This window comes from Stenotrophomonas sp. STEN033, assembly GCF_056856655.1.
The window spans coordinates 86,150-109,467 of the sequence record NZ_JBXFWM010000002.1 but is presented as its reverse complement, the minus strand read 5'-3'; the positions used below and the strand labels follow the sequence as shown (position 1 = coordinate 109,467).

Below are 23,318 nucleotides of genomic sequence, written 5' to 3'. Positions count from 1 at the left end.
GTTTACTCCTCAGACCTTTTCGCCGCGGGCACGCAGCTCAGCCAGAACGGAATCGATACCGTTCTTGTCGATGGTGCGCAGTGCATGCGCGGAAACACGAAGCTTGACCCAGCGGTTCTCGCTGGCAACCCAGAAACGGCGCTCGTGCAGGTTCGGCATGAAACGACGACGGGTCTTGTTGTTGGCGTGCGAGACGTTGTTACCCGTCTGCACTCGCTTGCCGGAAACTTGGCATACGCGGGACATTGCGCACCTCGGTAATGTTGATGACTTCCTTAGCCAGGAAGACGGCGGCCCCGGCGGTTACCCGCCACGCGTCATGGGAATCAAAGGGTTACGCTGACAAGGATGGCCAGATGACGTGTTCCCGGCCACCGATCCGGAGAATTCCGGACACAGCGAGCCGCGTATTATGCCCAGACCAGGGCCTGCTTGCAATTCAGAGGCTTGGCGGATGCCATTGGGCCTATTCAGGCAGCCCCCAATTCCCGCCACGCCGCCCGGGCCACCTTCCAGGCCGAGCGCAGGAACAGCAGCAGCAAGGCCACGGCGATCAGCAGATCCGGCCAGCCGGCGCCGAAGGCCCAGACCGCCAGCGCAGCCAGGATCACCGCGCCGCCCTCGTATACGTCATTCAGCGAACAGGCCCAGGCCGAGGCCAGGTTGATGTCGCCCTGCCGGTATGGCCACAGCAGGCGCACGCAGAACAGATTGGCGGCAAGGTTGAGCAGCGCGGCGATGCCCATGCTTTCGAACAGCGGCAGATGCGGATGGGCCAGCTTCCAGGCAATGCCTGCAGCGACCGCAATTGCCGCGCACAGAATGAAGACCGCCTTGAGCATGGCCACCCGCGCCTTGGCGGCAAGGCTGGCGCCGACCACGGCCAGGCTGAGTGCGTAGGTGAGTGCGTCGCCGAGGTTATCCAGGCTGCCGGACAGCAGCGAGGCCGAGCCGCTATGCCAGGCGGCGAGCATCATCATCACGAAGGTGATCAGGTTGATTGCCAGCACCTGGTAGAGCACGCGGCGCTGCTGCGCCTGCATGCGCTCGACTTCCAGGGTTTTGCCGCAGCCACAGCAGTCGCTCATTGGGGTTCCGCAGGAATGTTTTGTTGGATTATCGCGCTGATGTGCCAGGGCAAGTAGAAATCAGCGAGCCGCCAACGGTAGTGCCGAGCCATGCTCGGCAGGGGCCTTGCCAGCGAAAAGCTTGCCCTCACCCCAACCCCTCTCCCGTAAACGGGAGAGGGGCCAGAAAGGTAGTGCCGAGCCATGCTCGGCAAGGGCCTTACCAGCGAAAAGCCGCCCTCACCCCAACCCCTCTCCCGTGAACGGGAGAGGGGCTTTAAGCGAAGCAGGGGCTTTAAGCGAAGCAGGAGCTTCAAGCCAAAGCCAAAGCTTCACGCCAAGCAGGCGCTACTTCCCGTTCCGATGCAGCCAGCGATAGAGCACCGGCAACACCAGCAAGGTCAGCAACGTGGACGAGACGATGCCACCGATGACGACAGTTGCCAGCGGCCGCTGCACTTCCGAACCCGCGCCTACGTTGAAGGCCATCGGCACGAAGCCCAGCGATGCCACCAAGGCAGTCATCAGCACCGGGCGCAAACGGCCCAGTGCGCCCTCGCGCACCGCCACATCCAGACTGCGGCCTTGCTCGCGCAGATGGCGGATGAAGCTGATCATCACCAGGCCATTGAGCACCGCCACACCAGACAGCGCGATGAAACCAACACCGGCCGAGATCGACAAGGGAATGCCGCGCAGCGCCAAGGCCAGCACGCCACCCGTCAAAGCCAAGGGCACACCGCTGAACACGATGCTGGCATCACGCGCCGAACCGAAGGCCCAGAACAACAAGGCGAAGATCAGCAGCAAGGTCACCGGCACCACCACCGCCAGACGCTGGCTGGCCGAAATCAGCTGCTCGAAGCTGCCGCCGTATTCCACCCAGTAACCAGCCGGCACCTTCACCTGCGCGTCGATGGCCTGCTGCAGCTCGCTGACAAAGCCACCGAGGTCGCGATCACGCACATTGGCAGTAATCACGATGCGGCGCTTGCCGTTATCGCGGTTGATCTGGTTCGGGCCTTCACTGCTTTCAATCCGCGCCAACTCGCGCAACGGAACCGTACGTGCATCGCCGCTGCGCCAGCCCCCTGCACGACTGGATTCATCCGCACTGTCCTGTGCCAGCGCAGGCTCCAGCGACACCGGCAGATCGGCCAGTGCTGCCGGGTCCTGGCGGATGCTTTCCGGCAGGCGTACGACGATGTCGAAACGACGGTCACCCTCGAACAACTGCCCGGCCACGCGCCCGCCTACCGCGGTGGAAACGGTGGACTGCAGCTGACCCGGGTTGAGCCCGTAGCCCGCCAAGGCCGCACGATCGGGCGTAACCGTCAGCAAGGGCAGGCCACTGGTTTCCTCCAGCCGCACATCGGCTGCACCGGGCACCTTGGTGGCCACCGCGGCGATGCGCTGGCCGACCTGCGCCAACGTTTCCATGTCATCGCCGAACAGCATCACCGCCACATCGGCACGCACGCCCGAGATCAACTCGTTCATGCGCATCTGGATGGGCTGGGTGAACTCGTAGTTGTTGCCTGGCAATTCCTCCACCGCTGCTTCCAGCTCCGCCAGCAGCTGTGCGCGCGGCTTGCGCGGGTCCGGCCACTGCTTGCGCGGCTTCATCATGATGAAGGTATCCGCGACCGAGGGCGGCATCGGGTCGGAGGCGACTTCCGGCGTGCCGATCTTGGAGAACACCTTTTCGACTTCCGGCAACTGCTGCAGGCGTGCTTCCACCTGTTTCTGCATGTTCACCGACTGCGTAAGGCTGGTGCCGGGGATGCGCATGGCGTGCATCGCGATATCACCTTCGTCGAGATTGGGCACGAACTCGCTGCCCAGCCGCGTTGCCAACAAGCCACAGCCAACCACCAGCACCAAGGCACCCGCAACCACCCAACGTCCACGTCGCATCACCCAGGCCAACAACGGCTCATAGCGCGCACGCAGCCACGCCATCAGACGGTTCTCCTTCTCTTCCACGCGGCCACCGAGGAACATCGCAATCGCCGCGGGCACGAAGGTCAACGACAGCAACATCGCACCGCTCAACGCCAGCACCACGGTGATCGCCATCGGGTGGAACATTTTTCCTTCGACGCCGGTCAGCGCGAAGATCGGCAGGTAAACCGCGGTGATGATGCCCAGGCCGAACAGACTGGGCCGGATGACCTCGGCGGTGGCACTGGCGGTTTCGGCGAAGCGTTCCTCGCGGGTCATCGCCCGGCCCAGCGCGTGGGTGCGCTCGCCGAAGCGACGCAGGCAGTTCTCGATGATGATCACCGCGCCATCGACAATCAGGCCGAAGTCCAACGCACCAAGACTCATCAGGTTGGCAGAGACGCCGCCACGCGCCATGCCGGTCAGGGTGAACAGCATTGCCAGCGGAATCACCGCGGCGGTAATCAGTGCCGCACGGAAGTTGCCCAGCAACAGGAACAACACCACGATCACCAGCAACGCGCCTTCCAGCAGGTTCTTGGCGACAGTCTGGATGGTGCGATCGACCAGCGCGGTGCGATCGTAGCTGGCGGTGACGGTGACGCCTTCGGGCAGGCTGCGCTGCGCCTGTTCCAGCTTGGCCGCTGCCGCCTGCGCCACCTCGCGGCTATTGGCGCCGACCAGCATCACCACCGTACCCATCACCACCTCGTGGCCGTTCTGGGTGGCGGCACCGCTGCGCAGCTCCGGCCCTTCGGCCACGTCGGCCACGTCATGCACATGGATGGGCACGCCTTCGCGGCGGGCCAGCACGATGTTGCCGATCTCCTCCAAACCGGCGACTTGACCGGGCACGCGCACCAGGAACTGCTGGCCGTTGCGCTCGATGTAACCGGCACCGATGTTCTGGTTGTTGCCTTCCACCGCTTCGGCGACATCATCCAGGGTGAAGCCCAGCGCACGCAGCTTGGCCGGATCCGGGGTGATATGGATCTGCCGCTGGTAGCCGCCAATCGTATTGACCTCGGTAACACCAGGCACATTGCGCAGCTGCGGCCGCACCACCCAGTCCTGCAAGGTGCGCAGGTCGGTGGCGGTATACGGCGAACCATCGGGTTTGCGCGCCTTGGGATCGGCGTCGATGGTGTACATGAAGATCTCGCCCAGGCCGGTGGCAATCGGTCCCAGCTGCGGATCCAAACCATCGGGCAGCTGCGACTTCACCTGCTGCAGGCGTTCGGCCACCTGCTGGCGCGCGAAGTACAGGTCGGTGCCGTCCTTGAACACCACCGTCACCTGCGACAGGCCGTAGCGTGACAGCGAACGTACCTGTTCGAGTTTCGGCAGACCCGCCATCACTGTTTCCACCGGATAGGTGATGCGCTGTTCCGTCTCCAATGGCGAGTAGCCATCGGCGGCGGTGTTGATCTGCACCTGGACGTTGGTGATGTCCGGCGTGGCGTCGATGGACAGGCGGGTGAAGCTCCAGCTGCCGATCGCGATCAACGCGAAAGTAAGCACCATCATCATCCAGCGATGGGCGATGGCGCTGCGGATGATGCGCTCAAGCATGGCGGCGCCCTCCGCGTTGGAAGAGGCGATGATCAATGTTCATGCGCAGCCCCCGCCTTGCCGATGTCGGCCTTGACCACATAGCTCTGCTCGACCACGACCTGCTCGCCAACGCGCAGGCCGTCCTTGACCTCGACCTTGCCTGCATCGCGTGCGCCCAGCACCACCGGGCGTGCGGTATACGTGTCGCCGTCACGCACGAACACCACCTCGCGGCCTTCCATGGTCTGCAGTGCGGAAAGCGGCACGACCACCGCTGCCGGCTGCATTGCCACCACGATGCGCGCCTTCACCGCCGCACCGGGCCGCCACAGGCCATCGTCATTGCGCACGCTGGCACGGGCCACGGTGCTCTGGCTTGCAGTGGCGGTGCCGGGCAGCACGCGCTCCAGCGTGGTGCTCTGGCTGACGCCATCGGTCATGCGGGTGACCGTGACCGGCACGCCGGCGGTGATGTGCTGGGTGTCGTTGCCGAAGATATGCAGGTCCACCCACAGCTCGGACAGGTCGCCGATCTCGAACAGCGGGGTGCCCTCGCCCGCGACCGCGCCCACCTGTGCCTGCCGCGACAGCACCACGCCGCTGATTGGCGCGCTGATGCTGTAGGTGGTCAGGCTGAGGTTGCTGTCGATGCTGGCCAGGGTCTGGCCAGCGCTGACGCGATCACCCACATTGGCACGCAGGGTACGGATCGGGCCGGGGAAGCGCGCCATCACCTGCGCCACCCGCCCATCCACCGGCGTCAGCAGGCCCTGCACCTCATGCTCGTCGGCGATGGTGCCGGCCTGCGCGGCGGCGCTGCGGATGCCGGCCTGCTCGGCCATGGCAGCCTTGATGGTGGTGCGGTCAGCATCCGCTTTCTCGCCCGCGTCATGGGCGTGGTCGTCAGCTTCGCCACCTTTTTCTTCATCGTGGTCATGGCCCGCTTCTTCTGCTGCGCCAGCGCTGGCTTCAGGCGCCGGCTTTGTACCGCAGCCGACCAGCAGCAGACTCATTGCCAGTACGCCGGCAGCGACAACATTGATCGGACGGCTCATCCTGCGTTCTCCACGGTAACGGTTGCATCGGTGGCCAGCATTCCCTGGCCGGTGAGGCGCTGGATCTCGATCAGCGCGGTCTGTGCAGCAATAGCGGCGTCCAACTGGCGCTGGCGCGATTCAATGCGCATGGCCTGCAGCTGCGCCCACTCCATATAGCTGGCAGCACCGGCGCGCCATGCCTGCTCGGCGGCGCGCTCGGCCTTCTGCAACTGCGGCAGCACGTCAGCCTGCATGCGCTGTACTTCAAGGCGTGCGGTGACATAGCGCCCGTGTGCCTCGGCCAGGGTGGCGTACAACTGTTGCTGGCGGGCCTGGCGTTGATACGGCAGCAGGGCAAGATCCGCCTCGGCCTCGCGGATTTCCGGCGCGGCGCGGCGAGCGCTGCCGAGCGGGATGCTGAAGCCGCCGACCAGCGAGGTGGCGTTGTCGGCGCGGCTGTTGCGCACGCCCACCTGCCAGTTCCAATCCGGACGGCTGCGGGTGCGCACCAGTTGCAGCTGCGCCTCGCGGATACGTTGCTCGCCCAGCAGTTCGGCCAGCTCCGGTGCGCGTTGCAGATCGTCATTGAGCGATGCGAAATCACGCAGTGCCGGCAGTTGCAGCGCATCGCCACTCACCGCCTTGAAGTCAGGCGTACGCGCACCCCACAAAGCGGCCAGCGACAGCCGCGCTGCGCTGACTTCTTCGATGGCACGATCGCGATCCAGTTCCGCCTGCGCCAGCATCGCCTGCGCGGTGAACAGCACCGACTCTGGCGAAGCGCCTGCCTGCAACCGCAGGCGCGCGGCGGAAACCGCGCGGCGACGCTGCTCGATATCGGTATTGGCGATCTGCAGTGCTGCTTGCGCCTGTGCCACCGCGAGGTAACGGCGTGCGGTTTCGGCGAGCAGATCGAGGCGTGCGGTGGCGCGTTGCGGCGCCAGTGCATCGATATTGGCCTGGGCCAGCATGCGGCGCGCATCGAGCTTGTCGCCGCGCTCCAGCACACCGGACAGACTGACGGTGGCTTCGGCGCCCTGCACGCCGCGGGTATCACCGCTGCCGAGCAGGTTCTCCAGTTCCACGCCCAGCTGCATGGGCGGGCGCAGCAACGCGGCGTCGCGGCGGGCTTCAAGTACAGGACGCTGCGCATCGATCAGACGCAGCTCAGGGTGATCAAGGGCAACGCGGACGATGGCATCTTTCAGCGTCAACGGCACAGCAGACGCCGGCACCTGCGCATACGCGCGCGGCACCAGCGCAAAGGCGACAACAGCCGCCAGGCGCATCCACATGGGTTTCTCCAGATAGCAGGTTCAGACGTGGGGACCGGCCAAGGGGCCGGGACGTCAGACGGCTATCGGGGGGCGGAACAGGCTCTCGGTCGGGTGCGTGACCGCTTGCGTGCCGAGGATGGGCACAGCCTGCTGTGCAGGCGGTGATGCCACGATCCAGGCGGGAGTGACAGTTGGCAGCACGCCGCCGTGACCATGGCAGTCCACGCAGTGCACCAAGGCATGCAGCAGGGCGTTGGCACTGTCCTCGGCATCCGGGGCCGTGGCCAGCTTGCTGTCGTCGTGCTCGTGCACGTCGGCACCGATGTCGGTGTGCGCCAGCATGTGGATGTCGGTCAGTGCTGCGGCCAGCGAAGTGCCGAATACGCCAAGGCCAACCAGCGCCAGCATCAGCAGGCGTAGCAGGTGGAGGCGACGGTGGCGCAGGGCGTGCAGCATCGGCGCAGGTTAGCCGGTGCTCGATGGGTTACACAATCGCAGTGTGGTTGCGGCGGTTCAGCTGTGCGCTGTTGCCCCTCCCCTTTGGCGTAGCCAAGGGGGAGGCTGGGAGGGGGTGGCTTTGCTTGTTGCGGTTGCACCTGCGGTGCTCCCCCTCTCCCCAACCCCTCTCCCGCGAGGGGAGAGGGGCTACAGCTGCAATTACAGACGGTGCTTGCGCTCGCAGTGTTCTAAAGCCCCTCTCCCCTTGCGGGAGAGGGGCTACAGCTGCAATTACAGACGGTGCTTGCGCTCGCAGTGTTCTAAAGCCCCTCTCCCCTTGCGGGAGAGGGGTTGGGGAGAGGGGTGGCTTTGGCTTTGGCTTATCGCCTGGGATTTCTGCCAAGAGCACCCCTCCCCGACCCTCCCCTGCGCGTTGCGCAAGGGAGGGGGCAAGGCTTTACTTCGCCGCCTTACGCTCGGCGATGTAAGCGTTGATCTGCTGCTCCAGCACCGGCAGCGGCACCGAGCCCTGCTTGAGTACGGCGTCGTGGAAGCCCTTGATGTCGAACTTGTCGCCCAGTTCCTTCTCGGCCTGTGCGCGCAGCTTGACGATGGTGATCTCGCCCAGCTTGTAGCTCAGTGCCTGCGCCGGCCAGGAGATGTAGCGGTCCACTTCGGTGGTGACTTCGTGCTCGCTGAGCGCGGTGTGGTCACGCAGGTAGGCAATCGCGCGGTCGCGATCCCAACCGTAGTGGTGCACGCCGGTGTCGATCACCAGGCGGCAGGCACGCCACATTTCATAGGTCAGGCGGCCGAAGTCTTCGTATGGGGTCTGGTAGATGCCCATGTCGACGCCGAGCTTCTCGGTGTACAGGCCCCAGCCTTCGCCATAGGCCGAGATATACGCAGTGCGGCGGAACTCGGGCTGGCCGGTCTGCTCGGCGGCGAGTGCGCCCTGCAGGGCGTGGCCGGGGTCGGACTCATGCAGGGTCAGGGCCGGCAGGTTGTACAGCGGGCGCGCCGGCAGGTTGTAGGTATTGAGCCAGTAGGTGCCCATGCCGCCGCGGCCGGCGGTCCAGAACGGGGCGATATCCGGCGGCACCGGCACGATGGTGAAGCGCGCGCGCGGCAAGGTCATGTACTTGCCGATCACGCCGTCCACGCGCTTGGAGATCCACGCTGCACGCCACAGCAGTTCGTCCGGCGTCTTGGCGTAGAACTGCGGGTCGGTACGCAGGAATTCGAGGAAGTCAGCGAAGCGGGTCTGCTCGCTCTTACCCTTGAAGCCCACCTTGTCGATGATGGCGTTCATTTCCTGCTGGATGCGATTCACCTCGGCCAGGCCCTGCGCATGGATCTGCTGCGGGCTCAGGTCCAGCGTGGTGTATTCGCGGATCTGCTGGCGGTAGAACTCCTTGCCGCCCGGCATTTTCTCGGCTGCCAGGGTGGTGCGCGACTGCGGCACGTATTCCTGCCGGTAGAAGGTCAGCAACTTGCCGAAGGCCGGCACCACACTGCCGCTGATGGCCTGCCTGGCATCGGCCTGCAGCTTGGCCTGCTCGGCCGCCGGAATGCTGCTGGGCAGCTTCTTCAGCGGCTCGTACAACGGCGACTCGGTCGGGTCCTTCAACTCGGCCACGGTCGAGATGGAGACGTCGCGGCCTTCCAGCACCGCGCGCGGCACGCTGAAGCCACGGGCAAGGCCGGCGCGCATATTGACCATCTGCTGGTCGAAGTAACGCGGCACATCATTCAAGCGCGCGATGTAGTTGCGGTAATCCTCCGCCGTCTTCATCTCGCGGCGGGCCATGAAACTCAGATTCGACCAGAACGAGGAATCCGAATTGAACGGCATCTCGTAGCTGCCCAGACGCACTTCATCGGCCAGGCTTTCGACCTGGTAGTGATAGATGGCGTAGTTGATCTGGTTTTCGGCCGAGAGCTTGCTCGGGTCGATGGCCTTGAGCTGGCCCAGCACCTCGTCCCATACCTTCAGGCGCGCCTGCTGTGCTTCGGCGCTGACGTCGGGCAGGCGCGTGCTGTTGGCCGGGGCGTCGCTGTCTTCGCTGGCTTCGCCGCCACCGGTCTGGCGCCAGGCCCACTCCTTCTCATAGATGGCCTTGAACTGGTCATCCAGCGATTGGGTGGCCAGCGTGGCCGGGGCCGACGGTGCGGCGGCAAAGGCCGGGGTGGCGCTCAGGCCAAGGGTGAGCAGCAGCGCAACGGTCAACGGCGATTTCACGATCGGTATTCCCCAGGTGGTTCATTCACCCCGATCATCGCATTGAAGCTGCCGCCCGACCTAGACGGATTCGGGCGGCAAACCGCCGGATTTGGGCACAGTCGCCGGCTCAGTGACCGGCTTTGTCGCGCTGCCAGCCACGGTGCTTGATATCCAGGCGCAGGCTGTAGAGCGCGGTGAACGCGGGGAACAGGTTCTGCACCACACCCACCGCATCCTGCTTGGACGAGAACAGGAAGTAGCTCAGCGTCATCAGGCTGCCGAGCACGCTCATGTACCAGAACAGGCGTGGGATCACCGGTTTGCCGGCGCGGCGCGAGGCGACGAACTGCACCAGCCAGCGGCCGCCGAACATCAACGCACCGGTCAGCCCGATCAGCTTCCACGGCGACATGTGCACGCCGGTCCACTCCAGCCACACCAGCGGTTGGTTCATGAAATCCATGCTCAGACCTCTTCCACCGCGGTGCGCTTGGAACGGGTGATCAGCCAGGCCACGCCACGCAGGTCGCGGATGCCAACCAGCGCGCGGCCGAGGTTGTTGTACTTGGATACGCCAGCGGTGCGATGACGATGGTTGACCGGCACGCTCACCGTCTTCCAGCCGGCACGCTGCATCAGCGCCGGCAGGTAGCGATGCATGTGGTCGAAATACGGCAGGTCGAGGAAGGCAGCGCGCTCGAACAGCTTGATGCCGCAGCCGGTGTCCGGGGTGTCATCGCGCAGCATGCGCGCGCGGATGGCGTTGGCCCACTTGCTGGCCCAGCGCTTGCTGCCCGAGTCCTGGCGGTTGACGCGCCAGCCGGCGAACAGCCTGACCTGCGCATCGGCCTTGGCACGTGCGGCCAGCAGCTTGGGGATATCGGCCGGGTCGTTCTGGCCATCACCGTCGAGGGTGGCGATCCACGGCGCGCGCGCGGCCTTGACACCGGTACGCACTGCCGTGCTCTGCCCGCTCTGGCTGACGTGGTGCAACACCCGCAGTTCCGGGTTTGTCGCCTTCAGCGCCTGCAGCACCTGCAGGCTGTCGTCCTTGGAATTGTCGTCGACGTAGACGATCTCGAAATCGATCTGGCCACGTAATGCAGCGGTTATTTCATTGACCAGCGGCGCGACGTTGTCGCGTTCGTTGAAGACGGGAACAACCACCGAGAGGCTGGGCTGGTTCATTGCTGGTTCCGCAGGTTGTGCATTTGAAGAAAGGTCACGCATTTTCCAAAACTCAACTTAGCGGAAGGTGAGTCAGGCGCTTGACCCGAAGTAGTTGCGGCACCACTCCACCACCGGCGGCAGGCCCAGCTCGATCGGCGTGCTCGGCGCATAGCCGAACGCCGCCTGGGCGCGCGCGGTGTCGGCCATGGTTTCCACCATGTCGCCCGGCTGCATCGGCTTGTAGACCTTGTGCACCGGGTGCCCCGCGGCCGAGGCGATCACGTCGACGAAATGTTCCAGCTCCACCGGGGTGTGGTTGCCCAGGTTGAACACCTGATGGGGTGTGGCCTGGGCGGAGGGATGCGACAGCGCCCCGAGGATACCGGCGACGATGTCGGAAACATGTGTGAAGTCACGCCGCATGTGGCCGTTGTTGAACACATCGATGCTGCGCCCGGCCAGCACCGCGCGCGCGAACAGCAGCGGCGCCATGTCCGGCCGGCCCCAAGGACCATAGACCGTGAAGAAACGCAGGCCGGTGGCCTTCAGGCCGTACAGCTGCGCATAGGTATAGGCCATCAACTCGTTGGCAGCCTTGGTGGCCGCGTACAGCGAGCGCGGTTGGTCCACGCGCTGGTCTTCGGAGAACGGCGGCGTGGCCGAGTTGCCATACACCGAGCTGCTGGACGCATACACCAGGTGCTGCACGCCGCGGTGGCGGCACAGCTCCAGCACGTTGACGAAGCCGACCAGGTTGCTGTCGACGTAGGCGTGCGGGTTTTCCAGCGAATAGCGCACGCCGGCCTGCGCGGCCAGGTGGATCACCTGGGTCGGCTGGATTTCATCGAACAGCGCAGCCAGGCCGTCGCGGTCGGTGATGTCCAGCGCGCGCATATCCAGTTGCGGGCACAGCGCGGCCACCCGATCGCGCTTGAGCTGCGGGTCGTAGTAGTCGTTGAAGTTATCCAACCCCACCACGCGCTCGCCGCGTGCCGCCAGGGCCTGGCAGGTATAGGCACCAATGAAGCCGGCCGCGCCGGTGACCAGTACCGTCATAGTGTCATCGGCTCCCGCGCCAGGGTGGCCTTGCGCTCCTTGCTGTAGACCCACCACGGCTGCGGTGCTTCGCCGCCCAGGAAACGGACGACGGACAGGAACACGTCGATCACGCAGGGGTCATGCACCACGCCGGTCTTCAGGCATAGCTGGGCGTACATATCGTAGGGATCGCGCCCGCGCAGGTGCGCGGGAACCCGGATCCCGATCAGACGGAGATCCTTTTCACAGGCCGGCCCGACATTCGGCAGGTCGGTCAGACGCAACAGATGATTGCGATCGACCTTGGAGGGGTTCATTGCCTTGCTTGCACCTCGATGGGGAACAGGAGCGTCAGCCTTGCTGGCGCGTGCGCAGCCGCTCCAGCACGCCGTCCAGCGTGTCCAGATCGGTGTAATGGATGACCAGCTTGCCCTTGCCGCCACGGCCGTGGCTGATCGCCACCTTGGCGCCCAGCGACTCGGACAGCTCGGTCTCCAGCGATGCGATATCAGCCTGCGGCGCGCTCGGCGCCGGCTTGGCCTTGCGTGCACCCGGCACCTTGCCGGCGGCGAACTGCTGCGCGCGGTGCTCGACTTCACGCACCGACCAGCCCTGCTCGGCGGCTTCTTCGGCCAGCTTGGTGGCCATTTCCGGCGCCAGCGTCAGCAGCGCGCGGGCGTGGCCCATTTCCAGGCGGCGGGTTTCCAGCAGCACGCGCACGCCGATGGGCAGATCGATCAGGCGTAGCAGGTTGGACACCGAGGCACGCGAGCGGCCAACCGCCTGCGCGGCTTCGGCATGGGTCAGCGAGAACTCGCTGACCAGGCGCGCCAGTGCTTCGGCTTCCTCCAGCGGGTTGAGGTCTTCGCGCTGGATGTTCTCGATCAGCGCCATCGCGATGACGGTGCGGTCTTCCAGCTCGCGCACCACCACCGGCACTTCGTCCAGCCCGGCCAGGCGCGACGCGCGCCAACGGCGTTCACCGGCGATGATTTCGTAGCTGCCGCCCTCGATCTGGCGCACCAGGATGGGCTGGATGATGCCCTGTGCCTTGATCGACTCGGCCAGTTCGGCCAGCTTGCCCTCGTCCATGTCGCGACGCGGCTGGTACTTGCCGGGTTGCAGCTGGTCGATGGGCAGCTTGCGCAGCACTTCGCCGGGTTGCGGCTCGGCGACGGCAGCGACGGTGACCGGGGTGACTGCGCCCTTCGGGCCCAGCAGGGCATCAAGACCACGGCCAAGACCGCGCTTTTTCGCTGCACTCATCAGACAGCCTCCACGGCCCGGGAGGGCTGCTTGCGTTCGTTGTTGCGGCGGATGATCTCGCCGGCCAGGCCCAGGTAGGCCACGCCGCCGCGCGAGGCGCGGTCGTAGCCGACGATGCTCTGGCCATGGCTGGGCGCCTCGGCCAGGCGCACGTTGCGCGGCACGATGGTGCGGAACACGCGGTCGCCGAAGTACTCGGTGAGCTGCGCCGACACCGCATTGGCCAGGTTGTTGCGCACGTCGAACATGGTGCGCAGCACGCCTTCGATCTCCAGCGCCGGATTGAGGTTGATCTTCAGCGCATCGATGGTCTCGACCAGCGCGCTCAGGCCTTCCAGCGCGTAGTACTCGCACTGCATCGGCACGATCACCGAGTCGGCGGCGGCCAGCGCGTTCAGCGTCAGCAGCGACAGCGCCGGCGGGCAGTCGATCAGGATGTAGTCGTATTGATCGCGGATGGGTGCCAGCGCGCGCTTGAGGCGCTGTTCGCGTTCACCCTGGTCCATCAGCTGGATCTCGGCCGCGGTCAGGTCGATGTTGCCTGGCAGCAGGTCGAAGCCTTCCGGCGTGGTGACGCGCACTTCGGCGGCGGTGACCTCACCCAGCAGCAGGTCACAGGTGGACGCAGCCACCTCACGCTTGTCCACACCACTGCCCATGGTCGCGTTGCCCTGCGAGTCTAGGTCGACCAGCAGCACGCGCTTGGGCGCGGCGGCAAGGGAAGCAGCCAGATTGACAGCCGTCGTGGTCTTGCCGACGCCGCCTTTCTGGTTGGCGATGGCGATGATGCGAGCCATGCAGGAGAGCCTCGTTGGCGAAGTTGGACTGGTCATTATGGGGGTAGCGGCGCGCAGGCGGAAATCGGTTTCCGTGTTCCGGGCGGCTTTGGGGTGGGAATGTGCCTCGATTTGCCCTGCTTTGGCCGTGCCCCCTCCCTTTGGCGCAGCCAAGGGGAGGGTTGGGGGGGAGCTTTTGACCTTGGCCGGTAAAGCCCCCTGCCGAGCATGGCTCGGCACTACCGCTCTAGTCCCCTCCCTTTGGCGAAGCCAAGGGGAGGGCTGGGGAGGGGTAGCTTTGGCCTCGGCCGGTAAAGCCCCCTGCCGAGCATGGCTCGGCACTACAGCTCTAGCCCTTGCGCTCCACCACCACCAGATGTCGGTCACCAACCAACCCTGGCACCTGCAGCGGGCGCACTTCCAGCACCTGCCAGCCGGCGGGCAGCTGGGCGATCTCTTCGTGCGGGTACACCCCCTTCATCGCCAGCAACTGGCCACCCGGACGCAGCAGATGACCGCCAACCTCGATGATGCCGGCCAGCGTATCCATGGCACGGGCAGTGAGGTTGTCGTAGGCACCCGGCTCATCCAGCGCTTCGGCGCGGGATTCGGCGACGCGGGCATTACCCAGACCAAGCTGGCGCACGGCCTCGCGCATGAAGCGGGCCTTCTTGCCGTTGCTCTCGACCAGGGTCACCTGCAGCTGCGGGTGGGTGATCGCCAGCGGAATGCCCGGCAAGCCGGGGCCGGTGCCCAGATCGGCCAGACTGCCGCTGCTGACATGCTCGGCCATGGCCAGCGAGTCGAGCAGATGGCGGGTCACCATTTCGCGCGGATCGCGGATGGCGGTGAGATTATAGGTGCGATTCCAGCGCACCAGCAGGGTCAGGTAGGCCAGCAGGGGCTTGGCCAAAGCGGCGTCCAGACCCATGGCCTTCAAGCCGTGGTCGAGGTCGCTGGCGACTTCGCGCGGGAGAGTGGTGTCGTTCATGACGGGGATTATCGCAAAGAGCAGAAACGAGTGAAGAGGAGTGAGGAAGGAGAGAGAGCAACAGCAGAAGCCGCGCCTTCTCGCTCCTTACTCCTCTTCACTCACTCCTGCTCAATGGGGTACCACGCCAGCGCGGCGCGGAAATCCTCCGTCGCCTGCCACTCATATAAATGCCAGCGCGCAGCATCGCCCAAGCCCGGGGCGCACCACACCAGCTGCAACGCCCCCGCCGCATCCGGGGCGAAGCGCAGCTTCTCCAGCCCGAACGAAATGCCATGCCCGTGCGCCTTCAGCAGCGCCTCCTTGGCACACCACACGCGGAAGAACCAGTGTTCGCAGCCGCTGTCGTCCAGTGCATCCAGCCAGGCAATCTCCTCCGGGTGGAAGAAACGACGGATCACCTCGCGCATCTGCTTGCGTGGCCGCTGCCGTTCCAGGTCCACGCCCAGGCGTGCGCCCTCGCCCAGCGCCACCAGCAGATGGCCGCCGCTATGGCTCCAGCCGGTGCCGTAATGCGCCAGCTCGCCGATCAGCCAGGGCCGACTGCGCTCATCGCGGGTCAGCGGCAAGGCCTCGGGCGTGGTGTCGAAAACACCGGCCAGCACCTCGCGGGCCTGCGGCTCACCACGGGTTCCGGGGGTATGCGGCAACAGCCATACCTCCACCTGACCAAACTGCCAATGGCGACCAGCGGGGCTCATGCTGAACAGGCCCCTGCCCGGACAAACATGTTCTTAACGCCACTGCGCGTTGACTGTCGCCACCGCACCTTTCGGGGTGCTTCACGGCAGGGAGGTTCGCGCATGGGCATCATCATCTGGTTGATTATTGGTGGCGTCGTGGGTTGGCTGGCCAGCATCATCATGCGCCGCGATGCGCAGCAGGGCATCATCCTGAACATCGTGGTGGGCATCGTTGGCGCCATGATCGCCGGCTTCTTCTTCAGCGGCGGCAGCATCAATGGTGCGATCACCGTACGCTCCTTCCTGTTGTCACTGGTCGGCGCGGTGGTATTGCTGGCCATCGTCAATCTGTTCACACGCAAAAGCGTGCGTTAACCGCTCTGGCGCCGATTCGACCGAGGCCCGGCTGGCAACAGCCGGGCCTTGTTGTTTCAGCCCTGTGCCAATTGCACCCAGGCCGGCGCGTGATCACTGGGGCGTTCCCAGGTGCGCGGCTCGCGGTCGATGCCGGAAGCGGCAGCGCGCGGCTTGAGCGCCTCGGAGACCAGGGTCAGGTCGATGCGCAGGCCCAGGTCACGACGGAAACCGGCCGCACGGTAATCCCACCAGCTGAAGATGCCAGCTGCATCGTTGTGCAGGCGGAAGGCGTCGTGCAGGCCCAGATCCAGCAGCTTCTGCAGCGCGCCACGTTCGGCGGTGGAGGTCAGGATGTGGTCCCCGTTCCACACCGCCGGATCGTAGACATCACGGTCATCCGGGGCGATGTTGAAATCGCCCATCACCACCAGCTGCGGATGCTTCTGCAGCTCGGCCGCGACCCAGGCGTGCACCGCCTCCAGCCAGCGCAGCTTGTAGTCGTACTTGTCGGTGCCCACATCCTGGCCGTTGACCACGTACAGATTGATGATGCGCACGCCGTTGACGGTGCCGGCGATCACCCGCTTCTGCTCGTCCTCAAAACCGGGAATGCCGATCTGCACGTCATCGATCGGATACCGCGACAACAGCGCCACGCCGTTATAGGTCTTCTGCCCGGCGAATACATTGCGGTAGCCGAGTTCCAGCAGCCGTGTGTCGGGGAACTTGTGGTCCTCCAGCTTGGTTTCCTGGATGCCGACCACGTCGGGGGCAAAGTCAGCCAGCCACTGTTCCAGGTGCGGCAGGCGGACGTTGAGCGAATTGACGTTCCACGAAGCGATTTTCATGGGGGGATTCTAGCCGGGGCTGGAGCCAATGGCCCCTCCTCCCAGCTGAAGGCGGCAGCAACCAGCCCCCTCCCTTGCGCCAAAGGCGCAGGGGAGGGTTGGGGAGGGGTGCTTTGGCTCTGGCTTGTAGGCAGCAGCACAAGCAAGATCAAAAGCCCCCCTCCCGCCCCTTCAGGACACCCTCCCCACGTGCGGGAGAGGGACGGCCACAGCTTCCACGCGCACTTTTCCTAAATACGCCAGCGCGCTTGGCTGGCTGCGGCGCCAGCTAACGCCTACCATGCAGATCTGTGCTCCAAGGGGGGAGCGCCGGAGACAAATGGATGTCCGCAACACAAGGTAACTTCACCTTTCTCGGCCAACACGATCCCGTCCTGTTGCGGCTGGCGACGACCGCCGAACAGGTTTTCGCTTCCGACCCCAACACCACGCTGATCAAGCTGCGCCAACTTGGCGAGGCGCTGGCGCAGGCGCTGGCATCACAGGCGGGACTGAAGTTTGACGCCCAGACAACCCAGCTGGAGTTGATCCAGCTATTGAACCGGCATCTGGACCTGGATCCGGGCATCCGCAATCTGTTCCACACCCTGCGGGTGGAAGGCAATCGCGCCACCCATGGTTTTTCCACCCAGCACCGGGAAGCCATGGATGGGCTGCGCGTCGCCCGTGAACTCAGCATCTGGTACCACCGCGCCTCCGGCAAAGCCGACAGCGCCTTCCGGCCCGGCGCATTCACCGCACCGACCGACCCCAGTGCGGCTCTGCGTGCTTTGCACGGCCAGATCGAGACGCTGGAGCAGGAGCTGCGTCAGCGTGATGAAGCCCTTGAGGGCAGCCGCAAGCTCGCTGAACTGCGCATCGAGGAAAGTGCGCAAAGCATGGCGCTGGCCGAGGCCATGGACGAAGAGGCCCGCGCACTGAAAGTGCAGCTGGACGAGCGCGCAGCGCAGTTCGAGCAGGAACGCATCCAGTTCCACGCGCAGCTGCAGACACTGCAACAGGCAAACAATGCAGAGCAGCCGCAGACCACCGCCCTCGTCAAACGCAGCCGCCAAGCGGCCGCAGCCTTCGATCCGGACGAAGAACTCACCCGCATCCTGATTGACCAGCAACTGCGCGACGCAGGCTGGGAAGCAGATTCACTGCAACTGACCTGGTCCAAAGGCGCCCGCCCGGAGAAAGGCCGGTGCATGGCAATTGCCGAATGGCCCACGCGTAGCGCCAAGGCCTGTGCCGACTACGCACTATTTGATGGCCTGATGCCGGTAGCTATCGTCGAAGCCAAGCGCCGACGGGTGAATATTGCCGAGCGCATTGACCAAGCCGAGCGCTACTCCCGCGACCTTCCCATCAGCGCACCGCTGCAGTTGGCCGGCATTGGTCCCGCCGGTGGCCCCTGGGCTGACGGCCAAGGCGCGCATTTCCAGGTGCCGTTTGCCTATGCCTGCAACGGCCGGCCGTGGATCAAGCAGCTGGCCGAACAATCCGGCATCTGGTTCCGTGACCTGCGCAGCCCGGCCAATCTCAAACGCCCACTGCAGCAATTCCATACCCCGCAGGGCTTGGCCGAACTGATGCTGCGTGACCGGGAACTGGCAGAACAGCGCCTGAGCACCGAGCCCTACGGCTACCTCAAGCTCCGCCCCTATCAGCAGGACGCCATTGCCGCCGTTGAGAAAGCCCTGGCATCAGGCCAACGCCACTGCCTGTTGGCGATGGCCACCGGTACCGGCAAGACCCGCACCACCATTGGCTTGATCTACCGCCTGCTCAAGGCCGAGCGCTTCACTCGCGTCCTGTTCCTGGTTGATCGCACCAGCTTGGGCACCCAGGCACGTGAAGCCTTTGACGACATGTCGCTGGAGCAGGGCCAAAGCCTGTCGCAGATCTACAACGTCAATGACCTGGGCGACATGGCCGCCGAGGCAGAGACCCGCGTCCAAGTCGCCACCGTGCAGGCCATGGTGCGGCGACTGTTCCAGTCCGATGCGCCACCGCCGATTGACCAGTTCGACTGCATCATTGTCGACGAGGCGCACCGCGGTTACACCCTGGACCAGGAGATGACCGAGGGCGAGCTCTCGCTGCGCGACCACGCGCAGTACCTGTCCCAATATCGACGTGTGCTGGAGTACTTCGACGCCTGCCGTATCGGCCTGACCGCCACCCCCGCACGGCAGACCACCGAAATCTTCGGCCGCCCGGTCTATACCTACAGCTACCGCGAAGCCGTAGCCGATGACTGGCTGATCGACCACGAGCCGCCCATCCGCTTCGAAACCCAGCTCAGCCGCAACGGCATCCACTTCGATAAAGGCGAGCTGGTCGAGGTGGTCAACACGCTGACCGGCGAAGTGGACAGTGCCGAGCTCGATGACGAGCTGTCCTTCGATATCGAGTCGTTCAACCGCAGCGTCATCACTGCCGATTTTGACCGGGTCATCTGCCAGGCATTGGCAGACGAGCTGGACCCGCTGGGTGAAGAAAAGACCTTGGTGTTCTGCGTCAACCAGGTACATGCGGTACGCGTATGCAACCTGCTCAACGCGGCCTTCCACAAGGTCTATGGCGACGACTGGAACCAGGCCGCCGTGCAGGTCATCACCGGCCGCACCGACGAAGTGGCCAAGGTGATACGCCGCTACAAGACCGAGCGCCTGCCCAGCGTCGCCATTACCGTGGACTTGCTGACCACCGGCATCGACGTGCCAGCCATCACCAACCTGGTATTCATGCGCCGGGTGCGCTCGCGCATTCTCTACGAACAGATGAAGGGCCGCGCTACCCGCCGCTGCGATGACATCGGCAAGACCGTATTCCGCATCTACGACCCGGTACGCCTATACGAAGCACTGGAGGCGGTGGATACCATGCGGCCGCTGGTCAAGGACCCCAATATCAGTGTCGGCCAGCTGCTGCACGAGTTGCAGGACCCGCGCAGCCATCAACCGGGCTCCAGCCCCGAGGCCGGCAGCCACGCCCAGGATGTGCTGGACCAACTCAGCCAGAAGCTGATGCGCGTATTGCGCCGTGCCAGCCACAAGGCACAGAACCGCGAACCGCTGCGCAAACAACTGGAGCAACTGGAAACCGCCTGGGGCGTTGAGCCGGCCAAGCTGCACCAGCACCTGCACGGTTTGGGCCCAGAGCAGGCCGCCAGCTTCATCGCCACCCGCCTGCCGGCGCTGGAAGCCCAGATCGACGAGCTGCGTGCACTGCTGGCCAGCGAGCAATACCCCATCATTTCCCATCACACCGACACGCTGCTGCTGCGCGAGGTGAGCTACGGCGGCAATAACCAAATGCCAGCCGACTACCTGGAAAGCTTCAACGATTTCATCCGTTCCCAGCTCAACCAGTCCGCTGCACTTGCAGCCGTGGTCAACCGCCCGCGCGACCTTACCCGCGAACAACTGCGCGAGGTACGCCTGCTGCTGGATGGCAAGGGCTACAACGAGGCCCACCTGCACAGCGCCGAGCGCCAGCAGTCCAACCGCGACATCGCCGCCGGCATCATTGGCTATATCCGTCGTGCCGCCATCGGCGAGGCGCTGCTGCCTTACGAGCAGCGCGTGCACAGGGCGTTGGATCGCATCCTCGTCAGCCGCAGCTGGACCCCCGTGCAGCAGCGCTGGCTCAAACGCCTTGCCAACCAATTGGTGACCGAGGTGGTGATCGACCGCGACAGCATCCAGCACGCCTGCGCACCGGATGGCGGGGTCAAGCTGCTCGATACCGTGTTTGCCGGCCAGCTGGACCAGCTGATCGAGCAGTTCAAAGAGGCGGTGTGGGAGGAGGTGGCTTGAGCCCTGCCCCGCCTGTGATGAGCCGAATCCAATCACTGAACAGGCTTATTCGGCTCACTGATTGAGCCGAATAGCGTTATTATTCGGCTCATGGACGCCAGCCAAGCCCCCGCCCCGCCGCTCTGGATCTGGCAACAGCCGGCCTGGCCAGCCTTTGTCCATCAGGACGCTGCGCTGGCGCCGCTGCTACGCCAGTGCCAGCAGGCCCAAGGCCGCCTGAGCGCCTTGGCCGGGGTGCTGCCCGAAGACGGGCGGCAGGCGCTGGATACCTTGTTACAGAACATCGTCACCTCTTCCGCCATCGAGGGTGAAAACCTCAATGTCGGCTCGGTGCGCTCCTCATTGGCCCGGCGTCTTGGCATCCCCGACGCCGCCGAACCGGCCCCGCACAGCGCCCGCGCCGAAGGCGTGGCCGAACTGATGCTCGATGCCACCGGGGATGTGAGCAAACCACTGGATCTGCCGCGCCTGCTGCATTGGCACGCCCTGCTGTTTGCCGGTCACGACGGCCTGCTGCCACTGCGGATCCGTCTCGGCCAATTGCGCGGCGACGAGCCCATGCAGGTGGTATCGGGCCGCATCGACCGGCCCACCGTGCATTTCCAGGCACCGCCGCGGCAAGGGTTGGACGAACAGCTGCAGCACTTCCTTGCATGGTTTGCAGCCAGCGGCGACGACCCCGCACTGGATCCGCTGCTGCGCGCCGGCATCGCCCATTTCTGGTTTGTCACCCTGCACCCGTTCGACGATGGCAACGGCCGCCTCACCCGCGCCATCACCGATCTGGCCCTTGCCCAAGCCGCGCCGGGTATCGCCCGCCTATATGCCATGTCGGCCAGCATCCTGGACGACCGCAAAGGCTACTACCGCATCCTGGAAGCCAGCCAGCGTGGCGGTCTGGATATCAGCGCCTGGCTGCAGTGGTTCCTGCAGACCTTGCTGCACAGCCTGCGGCAAGCTTTGGCCCGCATCCAGCGCGTCATCGACAAAGCCCGCTTCTGGCAGCTGCATGCACAGCAGGCCTTGAGCGCCGAACAGGCCAAGGTGCTCAACCGCCTGCTCGATGGCGGTGAACGCGGCTTTGCCAATGGCATCAACGCCTCCCAATACCAGGCCGTGGCCAAGGTCTCCAAAGCCACCGCCACCCGCCACCTGACCGACCTGCTGGACAAGGGCTGCCTGCGGCGCCTGCCCGGCGGTGGTCGCAGCACCCGTTATCAAATCAACCTGCCCGGCACTGTCGGCAATGCAATCCCGTCAGGAGACGGCAGCCAATGACCAACAACGATATCGTCGCCAAGCTGTGGAGCCTGTGCGACATCCTCCGCGATGACGGCATCAACTACAGCGAATACGTCACCGAACTGGTGCTGCTGCTGTTCGTGAAGATGGAATACGAACAGGCCCAGTCCAACGACAACTTCGAACACCGCCTGCCCAAAGGCGCACGCTGGCCCGACCTGACCAGCAAGTCAGGAGTGCCGCTGCACACTTTCTACAAGCAGATGCTGCTCAACCTCAGCCAGAACAGCGACCCGATGGTGGCCGCCATCTACACCGATGCGCAGACCCGCCTGAAAGAGCCGCGCCATCTGGAGCAGCTGATCAAGAGCCTGGACGGGCTGGACTGGTTCTCCGCCCGCCAGGACGGGCTGGGTGACCTGTATGAAGGCCTGCTGGAAAAGAACGCCGGCGAGACCAAGTCAGGCGCCGGCCAGTACTTCACCCCCCGCCCCTTGATCGACAGCATCGTGCGTTGCATCCAACCGCAGCTGGGCGAAATCATCCAGGACCCGGCTGCCGGCACTGCCGGCTTCCTGATTGCCGCCGACGCCTATATCAAGGCCGAGCACGATGATCTGTACGGCCCCAAGGTCACCGACAAGGCGCGCAAGTTCCAGCGCAACAAGGCCTATACCGGCGTAGAGCTGGTGCCCGGCACCCGCCGCTTGGCGCTGATGAACTGCCTGCTGCACGGCATGCAAGGTGAAGACGAAGGCGTGGTGCGGCTGGGTAGCAGCCTCGGCAGCCTGGGCACCACCCTGCCGCGCGCCGATGTGATCCTTTCCAACCCACCGTTCGGCACCGCCAAAGGCGGCGGCGGACCAAGCCGCGACGACCTGCCGTTTGTCACCAGCAACAAGCAGCTGGCCTTCCTGCAGCACATCTACCGCAACCTGAAGCCACATGGTCGCGCTGCGGTCGTGCTGCCGGACAACGTGCTATTTGAAGCCGGCGTCGGCACCGATGTCCGCCGCGACCTGATGGACAAGTGCGAGCTGCACACCATCCTGCGTCTGCCTACCGGCATCTTCTATGCACAGGGTGTAAAGACCAATGTGCTGTTCTTCCGCAAGGGCAGCGCCAGCAATCCCAAGCAGGACACCGGCTGCACCCTGCAGGTGTGGGTCTATGACCTGCGCAGCAATATGCCGTCCTTTGGCAAACGCACGCCGTTTGGCAACGCGCACCTCAAATCGTTTGAGGACGCCTACGGCGCGGACCGCGATGGCAGCAGCTCGCGCGTGGATGAAGGCGAAGAAGGCCGCTTCCGCTGCTTTACCCGCACACAGATCGCCGAGCGTGGTGACTCGCTGGATATCAGCTGGTTAAAGGATGCCGATGCGGTGGATGCGGCAAACCTGCCGCCGCCAGAAGAGCTGGCCGCGCAGGCGATGGCGGAACTGAGCGAGGCACTGCGAGAGCTGGATGCGTTGATGCAGGCCTTGGGTGCAGGCGATGAGGCCAATCAGCAGAAACAGTTGCTCGCGCAGGTACTTGGCTTGGATGCGGATGCTGTTGAGGTGGAGCGTGAGTGAGCTGCCAAGAGGGTGGGATTCTT

The 23,318-nt window shown here is 64.9% G+C and carries 20 protein-coding genes; 4 read left to right on the top strand and 16 right to left on the bottom strand.

Features of this window, described 5'->3' with window-relative positions:
• Positions 1-9: 9 nt before the first annotated feature.
• The 15 genes from rpmB to AC1VXC_RS01490 all read right to left on the bottom strand — a co-directional run bounded on the left by rpmB (position 10) and on the right by AC1VXC_RS01490 (position 15,483).
• Positions 10-246 carry a 50S ribosomal protein L28 gene (rpmB, locus tag AC1VXC_RS01560; protein WP_313174156.1) on the bottom strand — a complete coding sequence of 79 codons (237 nt, stop codon included), beginning with the start codon at positions 244-246 and terminating at the stop codon, positions 10-12.
• A gap of 224 nt (positions 247-470) precedes the next feature.
• The gene (locus AC1VXC_RS01555; protein ID WP_481538383.1) at positions 471-1,088 is read right to left on the bottom strand and encodes a cation efflux transmembrane domain-containing protein; all 618 of its coding nucleotides are present in this window, start codon (positions 1,086-1,088) and stop codon (positions 471-473) included.
• Between the two features lie 327 nt (positions 1,089-1,415).
• Entirely contained in the window at positions 1,416-4,583 is a 3,168-nt protein-coding gene (locus AC1VXC_RS01550) for an efflux RND transporter permease subunit (RefSeq protein WP_481538382.1), read from the bottom strand.
• 32 nt (positions 4,584-4,615) lie between these two features.
• The gene (locus tag AC1VXC_RS01545) at positions 4,616-5,620 is read right to left on the bottom strand and encodes an efflux RND transporter periplasmic adaptor subunit (RefSeq protein ID WP_481538381.1); all 1,005 of its coding nucleotides are present in this window, start codon (positions 5,618-5,620) and stop codon (positions 4,616-4,618) included.
• A complete protein-coding gene (locus tag AC1VXC_RS01540; protein WP_481538380.1) occupies positions 5,617-6,897 on the bottom strand; it encodes a TolC family protein in 1,281 nt (426 codons plus the stop codon). Before AC1VXC_RS01540 ends, AC1VXC_RS01545 begins: the two co-directional genes overlap by 4 nt.
• 54 nt (positions 6,898-6,951) lie before the next feature.
• On the bottom strand, positions 6,952-7,335 hold the full coding sequence (locus tag AC1VXC_RS01535; RefSeq protein WP_313172688.1) for a hypothetical protein: 384 nt from the start codon (positions 7,333-7,335) through the stop codon (positions 6,952-6,954).
• Between the two features lie 439 nt (positions 7,336-7,774).
• Entirely contained in the window at positions 7,775-9,559 is a 1,785-nt protein-coding gene (locus AC1VXC_RS01530; protein WP_481538379.1) for a DUF885 domain-containing protein, read from the bottom strand.
• A gap of 109 nt (positions 9,560-9,668) precedes the next feature.
• Entirely contained in the window at positions 9,669-10,004 is a 336-nt protein-coding gene (locus AC1VXC_RS01525; RefSeq protein WP_405051638.1) for a lipid-A-disaccharide synthase N-terminal domain-containing protein, read from the bottom strand.
• A gap of 2 nt (positions 10,005-10,006) precedes the next feature.
• On the bottom strand, positions 10,007-10,729 hold the full coding sequence (locus tag AC1VXC_RS01520; RefSeq protein ID WP_303748259.1) for a glycosyltransferase family 2 protein: 723 nt from the start codon (positions 10,727-10,729) through the stop codon (positions 10,007-10,009).
• Between the two features lie 72 nt (positions 10,730-10,801).
• On the bottom strand, positions 10,802-11,767 hold the full coding sequence (locus AC1VXC_RS01515) for an SDR family NAD(P)-dependent oxidoreductase (RefSeq protein ID WP_481538378.1): 966 nt from the start codon (positions 11,765-11,767) through the stop codon (positions 10,802-10,804).
• Positions 11,764-12,066, bottom strand: coding sequence for a helix-hairpin-helix domain-containing protein (locus AC1VXC_RS01510; protein ID WP_313493452.1), 303 nt, complete (start codon positions 12,064-12,066; stop codon positions 11,764-11,766). The genes AC1VXC_RS01515 and AC1VXC_RS01510 overlap by 4 nt, the downstream gene beginning before the upstream one ends.
• A gap of 34 nt (positions 12,067-12,100) precedes the next feature.
• Positions 12,101-13,015 (bottom strand): ParB/RepB/Spo0J family partition protein, encoded by a 915-nt coding sequence (locus tag AC1VXC_RS01505; RefSeq protein WP_481538377.1) that lies wholly within the window; start codon positions 13,013-13,015, stop codon positions 12,101-12,103.
• Entirely contained in the window at positions 13,015-13,812 is a 798-nt protein-coding gene (locus tag AC1VXC_RS01500) for a ParA family protein (protein ID WP_282270048.1), read from the bottom strand. The genes AC1VXC_RS01505 and AC1VXC_RS01500 overlap by 1 nt, the downstream gene beginning before the upstream one ends.
• A 328-nt stretch (positions 13,813-14,140) precedes the next feature.
• Complete coding sequence (gene rsmG / locus AC1VXC_RS01495) at positions 14,141-14,782, bottom strand: 16S rRNA (guanine(527)-N(7))-methyltransferase RsmG (protein WP_282270046.1); 642 nt, start codon at positions 14,780-14,782, stop codon at positions 14,141-14,143.
• A 101-nt stretch (positions 14,783-14,883) separates the two neighbouring features.
• Complete coding sequence (locus tag AC1VXC_RS01490) at positions 14,884-15,483, bottom strand: 4'-phosphopantetheinyl transferase family protein (protein WP_481538376.1); 600 nt, start codon at positions 15,481-15,483, stop codon at positions 14,884-14,886.
• Between the two features lie 102 nt (positions 15,484-15,585).
• Between AC1VXC_RS01490 and AC1VXC_RS01485 the strand changes: the two genes are divergently transcribed.
• Positions 15,586-15,840, top strand: a complete 255-nt coding sequence (locus AC1VXC_RS01485) for a GlsB/YeaQ/YmgE family stress response membrane protein (RefSeq protein ID WP_282270042.1) — start codon at positions 15,586-15,588, stop codon at positions 15,838-15,840.
• Positions 15,841-15,896: 56 nt separating this feature from the next.
• Here the strand turns inward: AC1VXC_RS01485 and xth are convergent, their stop codons facing one another.
• Positions 15,897-16,670, bottom strand: a complete 774-nt coding sequence (gene xth / locus AC1VXC_RS01480) for an exodeoxyribonuclease III (protein WP_481538375.1) — start codon at positions 16,668-16,670, stop codon at positions 15,897-15,899.
• Positions 16,671-16,993: 323 nt separating this feature from the next.
• On the opposite strand from xth, the gene hsdR reads away from it, so the two are divergent.
• The 3 genes from hsdR (at position 16,994) to AC1VXC_RS01465 (ending at position 23,295) form a co-directional block, all read left to right on the top strand.
• Positions 16,994-20,476 carry a type I restriction-modification system endonuclease gene (gene hsdR, locus AC1VXC_RS01475; RefSeq protein WP_481538374.1) on the top strand — a complete coding sequence of 1,161 codons (3,483 nt, stop codon included), beginning with the start codon at positions 16,994-16,996 and terminating at the stop codon, positions 20,474-20,476.
• 90 nt (positions 20,477-20,566) lie between these two features.
• On the top strand, positions 20,567-21,754 hold the full coding sequence (locus AC1VXC_RS01470) for a Fic family protein (protein ID WP_481538373.1): 1,188 nt from the start codon (positions 20,567-20,569) through the stop codon (positions 21,752-21,754).
• Positions 21,751-23,295 carry a class I SAM-dependent DNA methyltransferase gene (locus tag AC1VXC_RS01465; RefSeq protein ID WP_481538372.1) on the top strand — a complete coding sequence of 515 codons (1,545 nt, stop codon included), beginning with the start codon at positions 21,751-21,753 and terminating at the stop codon, positions 23,293-23,295. Before AC1VXC_RS01470 ends, AC1VXC_RS01465 begins: the two co-directional genes overlap by 4 nt.
• The last annotated feature ends 23 nt before the right edge of the window (positions 23,296-23,318 follow it).

What these genes read in the sequence shown, in the direction of transcription:
- rpmB (WP_313174156.1), bottom strand. Translation starts at nt 246, where the DNA reads ATGTCCCGCGTATGCCAAGTTTCCGGCAAGCGAGTGCAGACGGGTAAC.
- AC1VXC_RS01555 (WP_481538383.1), bottom strand. Translation starts at nt 1,088, where the DNA reads ATGAGCGACTGCTGTGGCTGCGGCAAAACCCTGGAAGTCGAGCGCATG.
- AC1VXC_RS01550 (WP_481538382.1), bottom strand. Translation starts at nt 4,583, where the DNA reads ATGCTTGAGCGCATCATCCGCAGCGCCATCGCCCATCGCTGGATGATG.
- AC1VXC_RS01545 (WP_481538381.1), bottom strand. Translation starts at nt 5,620, where the DNA reads ATGAGCCGTCCGATCAATGTTGTCGCTGCCGGCGTACTGGCAATGAGT.
- AC1VXC_RS01540 (WP_481538380.1), bottom strand. Translation starts at nt 6,897, where the DNA reads ATGTGGATGCGCCTGGCGGCTGTTGTCGCCTTTGCGCTGGTGCCGCGC.
- AC1VXC_RS01535 (WP_313172688.1), bottom strand. Translation starts at nt 7,335, where the DNA reads ATGCTGCACGCCCTGCGCCACCGTCGCCTCCACCTGCTACGCCTGCTG.
- AC1VXC_RS01525 (WP_405051638.1), bottom strand. Translation starts at nt 10,004, where the DNA reads ATGGATTTCATGAACCAACCGCTGGTGTGGCTGGAGTGGACCGGCGTG.
- AC1VXC_RS01520 (WP_303748259.1), bottom strand. Translation starts at nt 10,729, where the DNA reads ATGAACCAGCCCAGCCTCTCGGTGGTTGTTCCCGTCTTCAACGAACGC.
- AC1VXC_RS01515 (WP_481538378.1), bottom strand. Translation starts at nt 11,767, where the DNA reads ATGACGGTACTGGTCACCGGCGCGGCCGGCTTCATTGGTGCCTATACC.
- AC1VXC_RS01510 (WP_313493452.1), bottom strand. Translation starts at nt 12,066, where the DNA reads ATGAACCCCTCCAAGGTCGATCGCAATCATCTGTTGCGTCTGACCGAC.
- AC1VXC_RS01505 (WP_481538377.1), bottom strand. Translation starts at nt 13,015, where the DNA reads ATGAGTGCAGCGAAAAAGCGCGGTCTTGGCCGTGGTCTTGATGCCCTG.
- AC1VXC_RS01500 (WP_282270048.1), bottom strand. Translation starts at nt 13,812, where the DNA reads ATGGCTCGCATCATCGCCATCGCCAACCAGAAAGGCGGCGTCGGCAAG.
- rsmG (WP_282270046.1), bottom strand. Translation starts at nt 14,782, where the DNA reads ATGAACGACACCACTCTCCCGCGCGAAGTCGCCAGCGACCTCGACCAC.
- AC1VXC_RS01490 (WP_481538376.1), bottom strand. Translation starts at nt 15,483, where the DNA reads ATGAGCCCCGCTGGTCGCCATTGGCAGTTTGGTCAGGTGGAGGTATGG.
- AC1VXC_RS01485 (WP_282270042.1), top strand. Translation starts at nt 15,586, where the DNA reads ATGGGCATCATCATCTGGTTGATTATTGGTGGCGTCGTGGGTTGGCTG.
- xth (WP_481538375.1), bottom strand. Translation starts at nt 16,670, where the DNA reads ATGAAAATCGCTTCGTGGAACGTCAATTCGCTCAACGTCCGCCTGCCG.
- hsdR (WP_481538374.1), top strand. Translation starts at nt 16,994, where the DNA reads ATGTCCGCAACACAAGGTAACTTCACCTTTCTCGGCCAACACGATCCC.
- AC1VXC_RS01470 (WP_481538373.1), top strand. Translation starts at nt 20,567, where the DNA reads ATGGACGCCAGCCAAGCCCCCGCCCCGCCGCTCTGGATCTGGCAACAG.
- AC1VXC_RS01465 (WP_481538372.1), top strand. Translation starts at nt 21,751, where the DNA reads ATGACCAACAACGATATCGTCGCCAAGCTGTGGAGCCTGTGCGACATC.